15 protein-coding genes are annotated in these 14723 nt (G+C 39.4%); 11 read left to right on the plus strand and 4 right to left on the minus strand.

Annotated features, from left to right (window positions below; genetic code table 11):
• Positions 1 to 222 precede the first annotated feature (222 nt).
• From ACSLUH_RS18035 to ACSLUH_RS18065, 7 genes are all read left to right on the plus strand, one after another.
• Positions 223 to 699, plus strand: a complete 477-nt coding sequence (locus ACSLUH_RS18035; RefSeq protein ID WP_448569601.1) for a hypothetical protein — start codon at positions 223 to 225, stop codon at positions 697 to 699.
• A 121-nt stretch (positions 700 to 820) separates the two neighbouring features.
• Entirely contained in the window at positions 821 to 1135 is a 315-nt protein-coding gene (locus tag ACSLUH_RS18040) for a hypothetical protein (protein ID WP_448569603.1), read from the plus strand.
• 129 nt (positions 1136 to 1264) lie between these two features.
• Positions 1265 to 1612: a PDZ domain-containing protein gene (locus tag ACSLUH_RS18045; RefSeq protein WP_448569605.1), complete on the plus strand. Its 348-nt coding sequence runs from the start codon at positions 1265 to 1267 to the stop codon at positions 1610 to 1612.
• Positions 1613 to 1725: 113 nt separating this feature from the next.
• A complete protein-coding gene (locus ACSLUH_RS18050; RefSeq protein WP_448569607.1) occupies positions 1726 to 2094 on the plus strand; it encodes a hypothetical protein in 369 nt (122 codons plus the stop codon).
• 60 nt (positions 2095 to 2154) lie between these two features.
• The gene (locus ACSLUH_RS18055) at positions 2155 to 2661 is read left to right on the plus strand and encodes a hypothetical protein (protein ID WP_448569609.1); all 507 of its coding nucleotides are present in this window, start codon (positions 2155 to 2157) and stop codon (positions 2659 to 2661) included.
• Positions 2662 to 2791: 130 nt separating this feature from the next.
• Positions 2792 to 3199 carry a hypothetical protein gene (locus tag ACSLUH_RS18060; RefSeq protein WP_448569611.1) on the plus strand — a complete coding sequence of 136 codons (408 nt, stop codon included), beginning with the start codon at positions 2792 to 2794 and terminating at the stop codon, positions 3197 to 3199.
• Positions 3200 to 3947: 748 nt separating this feature from the next.
• Entirely contained in the window at positions 3948 to 4484 is a 537-nt protein-coding gene (locus ACSLUH_RS18065; protein ID WP_448569613.1) for a DUF924 family protein, read from the plus strand.
• Positions 4485 to 4506: 22 nt separating this feature from the next.
• Here the strand turns inward: ACSLUH_RS18065 and ACSLUH_RS18070 are convergent, their stop codons facing one another.
• Positions 4507 to 5337 (minus strand): NAD(P)-binding domain-containing protein, encoded by an 831-nt coding sequence (locus ACSLUH_RS18070; RefSeq protein ID WP_448569615.1) that lies wholly within the window; start codon positions 5335 to 5337, stop codon positions 4507 to 4509.
• A gap of 117 nt (positions 5338 to 5454) precedes the next feature.
• Between ACSLUH_RS18070 and ACSLUH_RS18075 the strand changes: the two genes are divergently transcribed.
• Genes ACSLUH_RS18075 through ACSLUH_RS18090 form a run of 4 tightly spaced genes read left to right on the plus strand, consistent with a single transcriptional unit; the run spans position 5455 to position 11910 of the window.
• A complete protein-coding gene (locus tag ACSLUH_RS18075) occupies positions 5455 to 7452 on the plus strand; it encodes a patatin-like phospholipase family protein (protein ID WP_448569617.1) in 1998 nt (665 codons plus the stop codon).
• Positions 7453 to 7474: 22 nt separating this feature from the next.
• Positions 7475 to 8518, plus strand: coding sequence for an SMP-30/gluconolactonase/LRE family protein (locus ACSLUH_RS18080; RefSeq protein WP_448569619.1), 1044 nt, complete (start codon positions 7475 to 7477; stop codon positions 8516 to 8518).
• A 3-nt stretch (positions 8519 to 8521) separates the two neighbouring features.
• Positions 8522 to 10738, plus strand: a complete 2217-nt coding sequence (locus tag ACSLUH_RS18085; RefSeq protein WP_448569621.1) for a di-heme-cytochrome C peroxidase — start codon at positions 8522 to 8524, stop codon at positions 10736 to 10738.
• Positions 10739 to 10755: 17 nt separating this feature from the next.
• A complete protein-coding gene (locus ACSLUH_RS18090; RefSeq protein WP_448569623.1) occupies positions 10756 to 11910 on the plus strand; it encodes a catalase family protein in 1155 nt (384 codons plus the stop codon).
• A 91-nt stretch (positions 11911 to 12001) separates the two neighbouring features.
• Here the strand turns inward: ACSLUH_RS18090 and ACSLUH_RS18095 are convergent, their stop codons facing one another.
• The 3 genes from ACSLUH_RS18095 to ACSLUH_RS18105 form a co-directional block, all read right to left on the minus strand.
• Positions 12002 to 12463, minus strand: coding sequence for a helix-turn-helix domain-containing protein (locus tag ACSLUH_RS18095; protein ID WP_448569625.1), 462 nt, complete (start codon positions 12461 to 12463; stop codon positions 12002 to 12004).
• A 148-nt stretch (positions 12464 to 12611) separates the two neighbouring features.
• Positions 12612 to 13679 (minus strand): GGDEF domain-containing protein, encoded by a 1068-nt coding sequence (locus ACSLUH_RS18100; protein ID WP_448569627.1) that lies wholly within the window; start codon positions 13677 to 13679, stop codon positions 12612 to 12614.
• A 118-nt stretch (positions 13680 to 13797) separates the two neighbouring features.
• Entirely contained in the window at positions 13798 to 14688 is an 891-nt protein-coding gene (locus tag ACSLUH_RS18105) for a bifunctional GNAT family N-acetyltransferase/hotdog fold thioesterase (RefSeq protein ID WP_448569629.1), read from the minus strand.
• Positions 14689 to 14723 lie beyond the last annotated feature (35 nt).

Below are 14723 nucleotides of genomic sequence, written 5' to 3' on the forward strand. Positions count from 1 at the left end.
CAAAAGAGGAGCCATCAATTAAACGAACTACTGTAAAAGAAGGCCTTAGTTGCAGCTAAGGCTTGGGTCTCACTTTACCTGAATATTGTAAATTTGGTGGGTTTATTATCCATACAAGCCAATTAAGACGGGACTGCTAACAGCTTGCTCAGTTTCGCTTCGCTACACATTTTAGCAAGCTATTATCAGCCCCTTATTTGGGCGTTATGAGTAAATGGAATTATGAGTAGAATTTTAGTCTTGGCTATCATCTTAATTCTACAAGGTTGCGGTGAATCTCAAGAACCTTGTGGTGAAGCTCGCCGTTACTATGAAATAAATAGTGTCACTATTTGTCCTGTTTCAATGATCAACTTGATTTCTACTCCTGAAAAATATGATGGTAAAGTTGTTGCTGTCATAGGCTTTTACGCCCGTGGTTTTGAACTTTCAGGTTTATTCTTCCATAAAGACGATTTACTCATCAGAAATAGGCTTAATGCCCTATGGGTTAATACAAGTTCAGATGATACTCTCCGTAATTGGGTTCCTGAAAAAGGTTCGATGAATGAAGAGTGGTTAGGTACTTTAGTAAGCGAAAAGGATGCAAGTGGCAACTATGTTTCAGCAATTGGTGTATTTCGTGCAGGTGCTGCTGGCCACTTAGGAGCTTTTAGCGGGGAACTGGAGCTAATGGTTGACCTCGAACTTGTGAAGTAGTTTACTCATAACAAGCTGTTTATGAATGGGACTCGTAATGGCTTGCTCGGGTTCGTTCCTCACCAATTTTAGCAAGCCAATACTTGCCCCATAACAGGGCGTTATGTATCTAAGGATTAGAATGAAGAAATATTTGGCATTGCTCGTACTACTTATGTCTGGTTGCGTTGGGATGAAAACTTATAAAGGAGTAGTAGTACAGTTTAGTGACGTTACGAAAAACTCAGATGGTTCATATTCAGTTGAGGTTCTTGGTCATACAGATTTAAATGAAACAGATATGGTTGATTTAGTTAAACTCAAAGGTAAAGAGTTGTGTAAATCTAACGATGTACTTGTTAAATCATATGACATGGGTACCTATGGTTCGCATACACAATTTGGTTCAGTTTATCCTCCTAAGATTAACGCAACAGTTAATTGCAAGGTAAACTAGTCGGGCGATACATAACAAGCCATTACAGTAACGGGCCTGCAAACAGCTTGCTTGGTTCCGCTTCGCTACACAATTTTAGCAAGCTATTATCAGCCCCTGAATGGGGCGTTAGGCATACAAGGAAGGTTTATGTATCATCAAAAAGTTTTATTCGTACTTTGTCTTTTTTTCTTCTCATTTGATTCTGTAGCGGACAAGCCTGTTAAGATTGGAGTAACTTGGGATGTCACAGCAAGTGGCTTCTTTTCTCCTGAGATTGATGAAATAACAGTTAAGAAGGTACTGGCTAATTCTCCAGCAGAAAAGGCAGGCTTAAAAGTTGGAGACAAAGTATTATCTATTGAGGATTGTGTTATTCCAGGTTGTGCTGCTTCAAAGGCCAAGGCGTATTTAAAATCTGACTCCGGTTCTAGGCTGCATTTTGTCATAGAAAACCAAGATGGTGAAATTGAAAACATTGTAATTACAGTGGGTTAAGTATGCCTAACAAGCCAATGCAGTGCGGGACTTTTAACAGTTGGCTTTCCTCACTGCGTTCGTTATTTGAGCCAACTAATTAAAAGCCCCTGATTGGGGCGTTATGTGTCTATATGAATCAACCATACTCTATTGAACATAAGCGAGATTTAAACAATATTGAGGTCAAGTTACTTCAATATTTATTAAGCAATTCAGGCTTAGATGAATACTTAAAAAGTATTGCCAAGCTTAAAGTTATAGCTCGATGTGGATGTGGTAAATGCCCAACGGTAATGTTTGGAGAATCATTTGATTCAAATCCAATTGAAAACTCCTATGATCTGACTAAATATGTGGGCACAGCAAACAATGGAACTAAAGTTGGCGTCTCATTGATGGGAACTGATAGCCAGTTAACTGAACTAGAGGCTTGGTCTTGTTGTGGTGGTAAATTTGATTCTTGGCCAGATATTGATACTTTAGAGTGTATCGACACATAACAAGCCAATGCAGGCAGGGACTTTTAGCTAACTAATTAAATAATCCAACATGGAGTCGTTATGAAAAAAGTATTTTTAGTGGTATCTATTTTATTGTTTTCTCAATTGTCTTTTGCAAATACTGCGCTAGATAATGAACCCTTACTTAAAATAGTAAAAGATTTTGATAGTGCAATTAAAACCAAAGATAAATCTAAATTTCTCGATTTATTCTATGAAGGTACGGTTTCATGGGTTGGTGTTTCGGCTGAGAATGATTTTAAAAAAGCTAAAAGCAGAGTTGACGCAGCGATAGCAAAAGGTGAGCGGGCTAGAATGCCAATGAAAAACTTTCAAAGTGATCCTGAAAAATTTATCGATGGAATTATTGCTCGTGTTAAAGAGCCTAGAGAAGTATTCGAAAATATAAAAATTCTACACGATGGTGAAGTCGCTACAATATACTTTGATTATGAATTTTACGATGGAGAGGTAAGAAAAAATTGGGGTAAAGAGAGTTGGCTACTTGTAAACACTGAAAAAGGCTGGAAAATCAATTCAGTTATTTTCTCTATCACTCGCGGATAAAAGTTAGCTAACAAGGTATTTAAAAGTCGGACACGTAACGCTTGCTCGGTTCCACTTCGTTCCACATTTTAGCGAGCATTACTTAACCGTTTAATACGGCGTTATATTTTTTCGTAGCAGGGAGGTTGCTTTGAAATATTTAAATATGTTGCTATTTGCACCTTTAGCAATACTTCCTGCGTTAGTTTTTGCCTTTCTATTCGCAAGTGCTCCTTTTGTATCATCGCATGCCAGTTTTGATAAAATTTGGTCGGGGTACTTTTTTATAAGTATCTATTCCCTTTTTGTGGCGTATTTAGGAAATACTATTATTGGCTTTCCTATAATATTTATTCTTAACAAATTTAAACGATTGAACTTTATAAATATTTTGAGCTGTTTACTCTTCTTGCTTCTGATAATTGTTTTAAGTGACAATCGTTTATCTTCTGAATATGTTGCATCAGCAGAAAGTCTAAAAAGCGTATTTTGGTTGTACCTTGGGATGTTTTATTTTGCATTATGTATCGCAACAACTGATTATTTCATGGTTAAATAAAAATATAACAAACCATTACAGCAACGGGACTGCTAACAGCTTGCTTGGTTCCGCTACGCTGCACAATTTTAGCAAGCTATTATCAGCCCCTGAATGGGGCGTTACCATCGTCCGTTATTGGCTTATGCGACTGTCAGATTTGATTGAGTCCTGTTTTACGAGTCTGACAGATCAAGTTAAAACTTATTCATTTAATGGAACTAAAGTAAGCTATATCCCATAAAAGCAACTAAAAGTAATGAGCATGCTGCCCAAAACTTATTACCTAATGAAATGCGTTTCTTAGCCTTGAACAATCTAAATTGACTGATCATTAATAAAGATAAGGTTGCGACCATGGCAACGAACAAATGCACTGCTATCGTTAAAGGTTCAAAACTCTCTTTCCACAAAAATTTTATCTCGTGAGGTGTAACATAGAAGAGATCTAATACCGTAATGTGTAACCACAGAATGATAAAAAAAAGTAAATAATTCTTAATTGATTGGCGCATGATGCTAAATGACGAAGAATAGTGACGGTTATTATAAACGTAGATAAATAATGCTCAATGACTTATCAGAAAAACTGCACTATCTTTAAATTTTAAAACGTTCTATCGATTGTTTTCCGCTAATTTTTACTGCCAAAGCACGAAGAAATACGATGATAGCAGTATCGATTTTTTAGCTTGATGTTAACCCAAGTCGTTTAAATATTTGGTTCTTCAGCGAGAATTAATCTAATTGGTATTAAGTGAGAAGTTTTATGTTTCAAGATATTATCAACTTTTGGTTTATTGAAATCGAACCAAGACAATGGTGGCTAAAAAACAGTGAATTTGATGCTTCAATAAAGGCCCGTTTTGGTGCTTTGCATCAGCAAGCCAAAGCATGTGAGTTAGCACATTGGCGAGAACAACCACTGAGCAGCCTAGCAGAAATCATTATACTTGATCAGTTCTCTCGTAATATTTATCGAGACTCCCCTGAGTCATTTGCAAATGACTCCCTTGCATTAGCTCTTGCTCAAAACGCGATAGCTAAAGAATTTGATCTGCAATTACCACAAGACTACCGAAATTTTTTGTATATGCCGTTTATGCACAGTGAATCACAAAAAATTCATCAACAAGCCGTTAAACTATTTACGCAATTAGGCGATGACGATAGTGTCATTTTCGAATACAAGCACAAAGCCATTATTGATCGGTTTGGTCGCTACCCTCATCGTAACAATATATTAGGAAGAACATCGACACCAGAAGAGCAAGAATTTTTACAACAACCTGATTCAGCTTTTTAGTTGAGAAATCCTGCTAAACCAATTACTGACAACAAAAATGGTTTTGTAGCCAAACTAATAAATCATCATGTTTAAACTGATAATTTAATGACTTTCTCACTTTATCACTGTTGATATATTTGCCTTGTTGCTTACCTGAATCGGCTTCGATAATAAGTGGCGGTTCATTACCCGCTATCTTGGCCGCATTTACGTAAAACGCTTTTTTACTCATTCTCAGTTGACTATTAATGTTGTACACACCAGAAAGCATCGGTTGCTCCAATAACGCAATTAGACAACCAATAACGTCTGCTTGATGAACAAGGTTTACAGGTGCGTTGCCATCTTTTAATGGACGACCTGATTTGAAAAAATTGGTGGGTAAGCGATCTGGTCCAACTAAACCAGAAACTCGCAAAGAAATAGCGTTTAGATCAGAGGTCAATATACTCTTTTCTGCCTGCAGTAAAAGAGCAACTTTTTTATTTGTTGAACTTAGCTGACACTTTTCGTCGATGTCACCGTCTAAGCCATCATAAATAGCGGTACTATTAACCAAAACCAATCGCTTTACCTTGCCACGTTGAGCACACCTGACAACTGATTCAATTTTATCCGGATAATCCGTTTTACCTTGTCGGATTTGTGGGGGGATCATCACAATTAAGGTTTCGTAATTAAAACAAAGTGGATTATCTGTAACGTCAATCGGCAGTGCTAGCCGCTCTGCTTGAATACCAAGTTGCATTAATTCATCAATACCAGCCTGACTTTGTCGAGTACCTATCACCTCTCGTCCTTGTGCTTTTAACGAAAGCGCCAACGCTTTACCTAACCACCCACAACCAATAATCGCAACTGATGTCTGCATAAAACAGTTTCTCCTAAAATGACAAGATCATCTTACCAGTAATGCCAATAAAAATAACCAATTGAAAATGTTATAAAAAGCATATAGTGTAAACAAAAACATACCTACAGCCTCAACATGGAAAGTTATCACGAGTCCTACAGTCAAGCGATCACTGAACAAGAAAAAGCTTGGATTAAGCAAAGACGTCAACAAGCCGGCCTTTTGACCGACGAAAACGAAAACCCGATAGGATTAGCTTTTTCCGGCGGAGGTATTCGCTCCGCCACCTTTAATCTAGGCGTGTTGCAAGCACTAGAAAAACATGATCAATTAAAAAAATTCGATTACCTTTCATCGGTATCAGGTGGCAGCTACATCGCGACATCATTTACTTGGTTTAAATCGAGATTACCCAATATTTTCCCATTCGGTAAGAGTAGACAAGATCACGATAAAATCGGCGGAGCTATTCTCGCTTGGTTACGCTCACACAGTAGTTTCCTCGCACCAGGCAACGGCATCAATAAAATAACCTTGTTGAGTGCTATCTTAACGGGATCGTTAGTTAACCTCATCATTATGCTACCGATGCTGGTACTGTTCATGTATATACTAGCGTTGTCGATACCTAACTTTAGCATTGAACTACCTTGGTATCGTTTGTCGACCAGCAATGGCTTTGCGCTTTTACAATTAGCTGCACAAGGCCTAATGATCGGCAGTGCTGGAATTATGTTACTTACGGCATTCAGTACCGTTTTCCAATCACCTATCGGACAACGACGTACAGAGAACCTTAGACGACTGCTTGGTAACATGATAACCGCAAGCATCGTTCTTGGTTTTATCGGTTATATTCCCAACTACCATCAGTGGCTCAATGAATTATCCCAATGGCTTGTTCATACTAGCGCAACTATCGCAGCTCTCGGCATCCTACTAATGTCAATTGCAATACATTTAAACCAACGATCATCGGGTCAAAGTATCGTTGTCAATATCGTTACCGAGTTTAGCCTCTTGTTGTTATGTTTAGGTGTCGTCATTATTTGCTACCACCTTACATTGGAATGGGAGCAAATACCCAACTTAATGTACATATCCCTGTTGTTATCTTTAATACTGGCATTAACGTGCAATATTAATAATGTTTCAATGCACGGCTATTATCGTAATCGCTTAAAAGCAGCTTTTATTCCTTGCAAAGTCAGGGAAAACCAATCCAATAACCACATTTTATCAACATGGCAAGAAGCTCAACGGTTTGCTTTATCATCGATATCGATAACCAGCTCACCTTTCCCAATTATTAACAGCAACATAGAGCTAACAGATTCAAAAGAGCCTAAATACTATAATCGAGCTGGCGATAGCTTTAGTTTCACTCCGCTCTATTGTGGTGCAAACAGTACAGGCTTTATCAAAAGTGATGAATACCTTGAAGGACAACACGACCTGGCTAGCATTTGTGCGATTTCCGGGGCGGCCGTCGCTACCAATACCGCTTATACTCGTTCTAGCACATTAAACTTTTTAATGTCGTTGTTTAATATTCGCTTGGGCTGTTGGTTGCGAAACCCTCAAACAAAGGCTTATGGCCGTATCGTCAACAGACCACTGTGGTATCAATTGATGTTTAGAGATATGTTCGGTCGAGGCTTAAATGAGCATCAAAAGAGTATTCATTTGTCCGATGGTGGACATTTTGAAAATTTAGGTGTTTATGAGTTGATCAGACGTCAGTGCAAAACCATCCTATGTTGCGATGCTGCAGCGGATCCAAATTATTTATATCAGGACTTGGCAAAGCTTATCACCCTCGTTAGAGTCGATTTTGGTGTCAAAATCTCTATTGATGTGAGCCATATTCACGCCGGCAATATCACGACTAATAAACCATGGGCTGAAGGTGAAATTACCTATAAAGACGGCACTAAAGGCCGATTTATTTATTTAAAAGCCACCATGGTTGAAGGGCTTAATCAAGATTTAAACAGTTACAAAAAGCTAAACCCGAGCTTTCCTCATCAAAGCACTGCCAATCAATTTTTTAACGAATGGCAATTTGAAGCATATCGAGAATTGGGTTTCCAATTAACTAACGATTTAATTTGTAACACCGAAATCAAATAAATGGCAGACATGGAGCACCATTATGAGCAGTTATTTCACATCTGAATTTACCATCATTAATAATCAACTAGGCTACCCCGAAGGCCCTGTTTATATGAAAGATGGCAGTGTCATTTTAGTAGAGATAAAAAGTGAGCAAGTCAGTCGTATTACTGCTGACGGTGAGAAACAGGTTATCACTCAATTAAAAGGTGGGCCAAATGGTGCTGCGATTGGCCCTGATGGCCAATTATATATCTGTAATAGTGGCGGCTTTACGTGGATGCCCGTCCCGCTTCCTAAACAAACGCTCTACATTGGTATGGGAGAATCTGCGGATTACAAAGGCGGTAGTATAGATAAAGTCAATTTAAACACCGGTGCGGTAGAAACGATATACACCGATTGTCAGCAGGGGCAACGCCTTGATCTGGCAACTATGCAGTGGCAGCAACAAACCTTATCGCCAACATTTCAACTGAGAGGCCCTGATGACTTAGTCTTTGATGAAACAGGCAACTTTTGGTTTACAGATTGGGGCAAAGACAGCGAGCGAGCAAGAGATGTTACCGGAATTTACTATGCCAGTGCCGATGGCTCCCATATCGCACAAAAAGTATTCCCGTTGAATGCGCCAAACGGTATTGCCCTGTCTCCCGATGGAAAGCGCTTATACACGATAGAAACGTACACTAGACGATTACTCTATTGGGAACTTTCTGCACCTGGTGTCATCGCCCCTAATCCAGCAACCCTTGATGGAACTTATCTCTTAACCGGCTTTTCAGGACAAGCAATCTACGACTCAATGGCGGTTGATAGCGAAGGCAATATTTACATTGCCACCATGCTCCCTAAAGGTAACAACCCATATTCTAATGGTGGTATCACGATCGTTTCACCAAACGGTGAATTACTCGAATACATAGAAATTAACTTGGGTGAAGGCTTGTATGCGCCGCTCCCGTCAAACATTTGCTTCGGTGGTAAAGAGAATAAAACAGCGTACATTACCTTAGGTGCAAGCGGTATGCTAATTAAAGTAGAAACAAAAGTTTCGGGACTAACATTGAACTATAACGGATAACTTATGCGCTTAAGACCTTTATTAAAAAAAACCGCCGTTATCATTTCGGCTTTATTATTATTGCTGGTGTTAGCGGTATTATTTGCTATTCATTACACATCGACCTTGATCCCTGATTATGTCCCAACGGATAAAACCGTTTATTTAGATCAAGGATGGGGCACAGAAGCAGACTCTCCAGCTCGTCAAACCTACTACTACACACCTCAAGGCACCAGTTTAAAAGGCATGGAGTATAACTGGCTAGCTCATTTAGAAATGCCTTGGGGCAAAGACAAGTTCGCCAAACCAGAACACCTAAAAGCTTACGGTTTTATTGTCGATGATAAGCCAACCGCCATGAACCCGTATCAATATCCATTAGGGTTTACCAAGCACTACGACAAAAGAACCAACAGTGAGTTACTCGATTTAAGTTGCGCAACGTGTCATAACGGTCAGTTAAATTTTCAAAAAGACGGAAAGCGCCTAGCGGTGCGAATCGATGGTGGACAAGCCATGCATGCTTTTACGACGATGAAACTTGGTAACTTTGTGCCAACGATGATCGCCTCGATGGCGAGTACTTATTTAAATCCCTTTAAGTTCGATCGGTTCGCTCAAAATGTGCTTGCCGAAGCTTATGATAGCGAGAACAAATCACAATTACGTAAAAAGTTTGGTATGGTGTTAATGCGCTTTTTATCTCAAGGATTTAATGATAAAAGCAAAGGGCTTTATCCGATAGAAGAAGGCTTTGGACGAACAGATGCACTAGCGCGCATTGGCAATACGGTGTTTGGAGATAACTTAGCCGATAAAAATTACCATGTAGCAACGGGGCCAGTGAACTATCCGCCAGTATGGAATATTTGGAAGTTTGATTGGGTTCAATATGGCGCGTCAGTAAAGCAGCCCATGGCAAGAAATATGGGAGAAGCGTTAGGTGTAGGCGCTCACATACAGTTTACCGATGAATACGGAAACCCGTTGCCAGCAGAAGAGCGTTTTGATTCTTCCGTATTACCTGAGGAAATTTTCAAAATAGAATCAACGCTACAAGCGTTAAAGCCACCAGCATGGCCTGAAGAAATTTTTGGCGCTATCGATTATGACAAAGCTCAAAATGGAAAAGTGCTGTTTAAACAACATTGTATGGGTTGTCACGGTCCTCACCCAGCCAACGAGATGATCAAACAAATAGACGCACCATTAAAAACGGCAGAGCAACCCGTTTGGGTGATGACAGGTATACCTGTTGAGGATATCGGCACTGATGCGAACGCTGCTTATAACTTTCTGTACAACCAATTTGACCTAAGGAAGACAGGGCTGAGCGATGCTGAGATCCGCTCTATCGTGAGAAAAATGAATGTTCGAAATTTTGAGCGTTTAGCAAGCGTCGCGTTAAAATCAGACCGTTTAGCACAATTTTTACAACAACCTTCCCCGCAAGCTAACCAGCTAAAAACGCAAACCGCGTGGGTAGACTTAAATCAACAACACTATCAACCGCTATTAAAAACACTTCAACATTGGCAAAGTAAATACAGTGGAATAGCGCAGCTCGCACAAACCATCGCATCAATGGGTGATGATCAGGTCCAGCAAGATATAAAAACCCAGCTTATTAAAGACTTGCTCGAAAACTTAGACCAAAGCTTAGCTGGTTTGCGTGTAGACCAATTGACGGTTGGTGAGGCATTAAATATTACCGGTATCATTATCAGAGAAAAGTATTACCAAGATAAAAACTTTTCTGCAGAGAAACAAGCCTGCTTAGATGGATATGGGGCCCTTGATTTACCTCAACAGAAAATGATTTATAAGGCGAGGCCACTCGAAGGCATCTGGGCGACACCACCATTTTTACACAATGGTTCGGTACCTTCTATTTATCAGTTATTGTCTCCCGTTTCTGAACGTGATGTCTCCTTTTATGTGAGTTTAACCGACTTTGATCCAACCCATTTGGGATACATCACCACAGGTGAAGTTAATGAAGGATTTTTATTTGATACCCAAATCGAAGGAAACAGAAATACTGGACACGAGTTTAGAGCGGGTTATATCCCCTATCAACCAGGTAATCCACCTCAATACGGTGTTATTGGTCCAGCATTAAGCCATCAACAACGTATGGAAATTATCGAATACTTAAAAATACACAAAGACAGTCCGGTTGATATGGTTAACGACAATTCACCATCCGATCTTTATCAGCAATGTTTAGCACTTTAGTAGTCAGGTAACTCAACATGTTAAAAAAAATTATTATCAGCTTTTTAATTCTCTTAGTTGGTTTGTCGGCAATACTCTATGTGCTGAACCGCGATACACCTTTGCCCACTGTTGGAATTATTATTCCTCCTGATGAAAATAACTATATCGCAGATATTATTTCCTCAGCCGTTCAAATGTCGACAAGAACTCATCAAGCGACCAAACCAAGCCCTTATCGAAGAGATGTTCACGCCAAGGCACATGGTTGTGTAAAAGCCACCTTTAGCGTACCTGAGCTCAATGATACACGCTTAACCCATGGGCTATTTTCACAAGCAAAGGATTACCAAGCGTGGATTCGTTTTTCAAGTGGAGATACTCGACCACAACCCGATGCAAAACGAGATGCTAGAGGAATGGCAATTAAGGTTATGGGCGTAGCTGGAGAAAAACTATTACCTTTAGAAAAAGATGAAATGACTCAAGACTTTGTGATGATCAACAATGACGTATTCTTTATTAAAGATATTGGTGAATATAGCAAGTTTATGCAGTTTCAAGCACAAGGCAGTAAATTTGGTTACTTTTTTAATGACTTTAATTGGAACATTTTCAAATGGCATTTACGTTCACTTTACTTAGGAGGACAAACATTAAAAAGTGCGCCAGCAAGCCTATTAACCGAGCAGTATCATAGCTTGTCAGCTTATCGCCTTGGTCCAGAGCAGTTCATGAAATATAGTGCAAAAGCATGCCCAAGCAATACTGCAACTGAAGTTAACCGAGAACAACCTAGCTTCCTGCGCCAAGAGATGATTCAAAACTTAGCAACGCAAGGCGCTTGTTTTGATTTTATGGTTCAAATTCAAAATCCAAGCAAGTATATGCCGGTCGAGGACACAACAGTAAAATGGAGAGAAGAAGATTCACCATTTATTCCAGTGGCGCGCATCAATATCGCTCCTCAAACATTTGACTCGACTGAGCAAAATCAATTTTGTGAAGACTTATCCTTTACTCCATGGCATGCCACCAAAGCACTTGAACCTGTTGGTGGAATCAACCGATTGCGCAAAGCCGTTTATAATGCAGTGTCTGAGTTTAGACATGATAAAAACAAGCAGCCAAAAAATGAGCCACAAGGTTGGTGCCTTGACCTTAACGGCCAACCATGTACCCACTCTCTATAGTTATACTCTCATCTATAGTAAAATGACGATAAACCAAGTTGTGAAAAACTTGGTTTATTATCTAAGCACTGTAAAAGATTCTGCCTTAAAGCTATTTCTCTTGTTCCGTATCATACCAAATGCCATACCGGTCACCTTGCCAAACTAAACCGCGATACAAATATGCGATGGACAACATCATAAGTCCTCCAACGAGGGCTGCTTCATTGATGAGCCCTAAACAACAAAAAATAAAACCACTTACGTGACCAATAATTTCAATACGAACCGCTGAACGTCGAGTCGGCCTAGTTTGCAAAAAGTTAAAGACAAACCAACACTTTAAAAATAGTGGCAATGTGGCCCAATTATCTGAACGTTTATCGATCATAAATCTCTCCTGATTGATGGTTGAAATATCAACGTCAAGAGCTGCGGCAAGGCACTTTAACGACTCTAAACTCGGTTTTTGGCCACTTTCGATACGTTGAATAGTACGTACATTTAAACCAGACATTTGCGCTAATTGCTCTTGCGAAAGGTGCCTACTCAACCGAATTTGTTTTAGGATCATAAAATTGCTTTACCTGCTGTTCTTGTGCAATCAAAAGTTAGCTTCTTTTTATCATTGTCGGTGACGAATTACACCCGACTTCAACCCGACAGTTATATAAATCAACGAGTTATATTTTGGTGTAAACAGTTTACCACTGGAATCAACGTTAGTTTTGGTGGCAGATCACCTGGTTTCGACCATTCTCTTTTGCTTGATAAAGGGCTAGATCTGCTTCTTTGATCAAGTCAGATATCGTTAATGTATGCGTTGATAACGCAGCAACACCAATACTCGTGGTAAAGGTTAACTTATCCTCTGACAAAGGTACGACACAATTCGCTATCGCTGCTCTTAAGGTTTCTGCTGTTGATTTTGCTTTACTTAAATCAGTATGAGGTAAAATGACGACAAACTCTTCTCCACCATAACGGGCGATACAATCGCTGTCTCTAAGTTTACTTTTTAGGGTATTAGCAACTTCTTGCAGGGCTTTGTCTCCTGCTAAATGACCAAATTGATCATTAATCTTTTTAAAATGGTCAAGATCCAAAATAAGCAATGAAAGCGATTGTTGGTAACGCTTAGCACTGGCAATTAACTCGTCTCCAATAACCATTAGCATACGGCGGTTAAATACTCCAGTAAGAGCATCGGTAGTTGCTTGCTGATTGAGCTCTTGCTGATATCGGTCAATCCGCCGACTCATTATCGACATCGCAATATAAATATGAATAATCGTTACTAAACCCACTGATATTAATATCGTTTTTTCGGTGTCTTCTGCCAAGGGAATAATGGGTGATAAATTTTCATTGTACTCACAAAAAACAAATAATAAGGTCGCCACGATACAAATAAATGGTTTCTCAAGTTTATCCTTCTCGTTAAACAATAAGAAAACCCCTGGCGGAATTGACCAATAGTAAAAGTGAACGCCAGCATCAATACTAAAAATGTATCGACTAAAAACAAAAAAATGCGCCATTAAAACAATAAATAACCAAGTTTTAGCGATTCGAGCAGCGCCAAGATAATTAATCACCAACACAATTAGGTAGGCAATAACAAAAATAAAGTTAAATATCGCGATTTCAGCATGATGTAAAAAGAAGTGATAGTACAGCGAATAAAATGAGGTAATTGTTACCGTAATTAAGGTGATGACATTGGTTAGAAATACTTTCGAAGCCTCAACGTGATCTAATTTATCCGTACCAAGATTTAAAAAGTTCATGCGTAGCTTCTGTCCTTATTATTCATAACAATCTTACCTGATTTACATCCGATGGAACTATATACCCATAGAGTAGTGACACTATTACGATACGCCAATAGTAAAATACTGCGACTACTTATTTTAGCGCCTTTACAACATAACTACCCTCAAAAATCGCGGCGACAGTTTCTCCACTGAACACGTTTACCGTTAGTGTAATTCTTGCTCGACCTTTTTTCTCAAGTTCAGTCAAATCAATAGAATGATTAATATGCTCTGTCTTCGCAAAAGCGACATCAGGGATCGGTGCTTTATATGATATGTTGGCATGAGCTAAAACAATATCACCTGCTAATTGTTGTTCCGCCAATTTTAGGTAAATAGCCCCCCAGCCTGTTAAGGTCGCCAACGTATAGATACTACCAGCAAACATCGTATTGTGAAGGTTTTTATTAGCGTTAACATTACAAGAACATACCAACGACACTCCACTATAATTTGCTATATAAATGTCCATTGCCTTACTTAGCGGAATGGTCTGATGCCATGTACGCATCAGTTGTTCAGTCAGTGTATTTTTTTTGGGTGATACCGCCAGTGCCTTTTCCATTTTTATATGGGGAATTTGCTCATACAATACATGCGATATTTGCTCACCCTCATACCCCAGAGTTCGGTAAAATGCACATGCCTGCTCACGGGCATTTAGACTGATTTTTTGAATTCCAACATCAAGAGCCGCCTGTTCAAGTGCCTTAATAATAAGCTGACCATAACCTTTTCGCTGCTCAGCTTCATCAACTGCCATGAATCTTATTTGTGCTTGATCTTTATCGGTAAAATGTAATCGCCCGACGGCACACACTCGGCCAAGCTCATTGATAACCATGCGGTGAACAGCTTGCCTTTCAAGCTCGTCTTGTTCGCTTCCTCGTGGTTGCTGCCAAGGTTTCCTCAGTACCTCCCATCGCAGTTGATAGTATTGCTGAAACTCTTGATCATCTTTTGGGGCTCTACATTCAATCATTGACTAAGCTTATAAGGTAAGTTGGACACAAGGCG

Source organism: Thalassotalea ganghwensis (genome assembly GCF_053485795.1).

Bases quoted from the DNA above. Each gene is read 5' to 3' on its own strand.
- ACSLUH_RS18035 (WP_448569601.1), top strand. From the start codon at position 223: ATGAGTAGAATTTTAGTCTTGGCTATCATCTTAATTCTACAAGGTTGC.
- ACSLUH_RS18040 (WP_448569603.1), top strand. From the start codon at position 821: ATGAAGAAATATTTGGCATTGCTCGTACTACTTATGTCTGGTTGCGTT.
- ACSLUH_RS18045 (WP_448569605.1), top strand. From the start codon at position 1,265: ATGTATCATCAAAAAGTTTTATTCGTACTTTGTCTTTTTTTCTTCTCA.
- ACSLUH_RS18050 (WP_448569607.1), top strand. From the start codon at position 1,726: ATGAATCAACCATACTCTATTGAACATAAGCGAGATTTAAACAATATT.
- ACSLUH_RS18055 (WP_448569609.1), top strand. From the start codon at position 2,155: ATGAAAAAAGTATTTTTAGTGGTATCTATTTTATTGTTTTCTCAATTG.
- ACSLUH_RS18065 (WP_448569613.1), top strand. From the start codon at position 3,948: ATGTTTCAAGATATTATCAACTTTTGGTTTATTGAAATCGAACCAAGA.
- ACSLUH_RS18070 (WP_448569615.1), bottom strand. From the start codon at position 5,337: ATGCAGACATCAGTTGCGATTATTGGTTGTGGGTGGTTAGGTAAAGCG.
- ACSLUH_RS18075 (WP_448569617.1), top strand. From the start codon at position 5,455: ATGGAAAGTTATCACGAGTCCTACAGTCAAGCGATCACTGAACAAGAA.
- ACSLUH_RS18080 (WP_448569619.1), top strand. From the start codon at position 7,475: ATGAGCAGTTATTTCACATCTGAATTTACCATCATTAATAATCAACTA.
- ACSLUH_RS18085 (WP_448569621.1), top strand. From the start codon at position 8,522: ATGCGCTTAAGACCTTTATTAAAAAAAACCGCCGTTATCATTTCGGCT.
- ACSLUH_RS18090 (WP_448569623.1), top strand. From the start codon at position 10,756: ATGTTAAAAAAAATTATTATCAGCTTTTTAATTCTCTTAGTTGGTTTG.
- ACSLUH_RS18095 (WP_448569625.1), bottom strand. From the start codon at position 12,463: ATGATCCTAAAACAAATTCGGTTGAGTAGGCACCTTTCGCAAGAGCAA.
- ACSLUH_RS18100 (WP_448569627.1), bottom strand. From the start codon at position 13,679: ATGAACTTTTTAAATCTTGGTACGGATAAATTAGATCACGTTGAGGCT.
- ACSLUH_RS18105 (WP_448569629.1), bottom strand. From the start codon at position 14,688: ATGATTGAATGTAGAGCCCCAAAAGATGATCAAGAGTTTCAGCAATAC.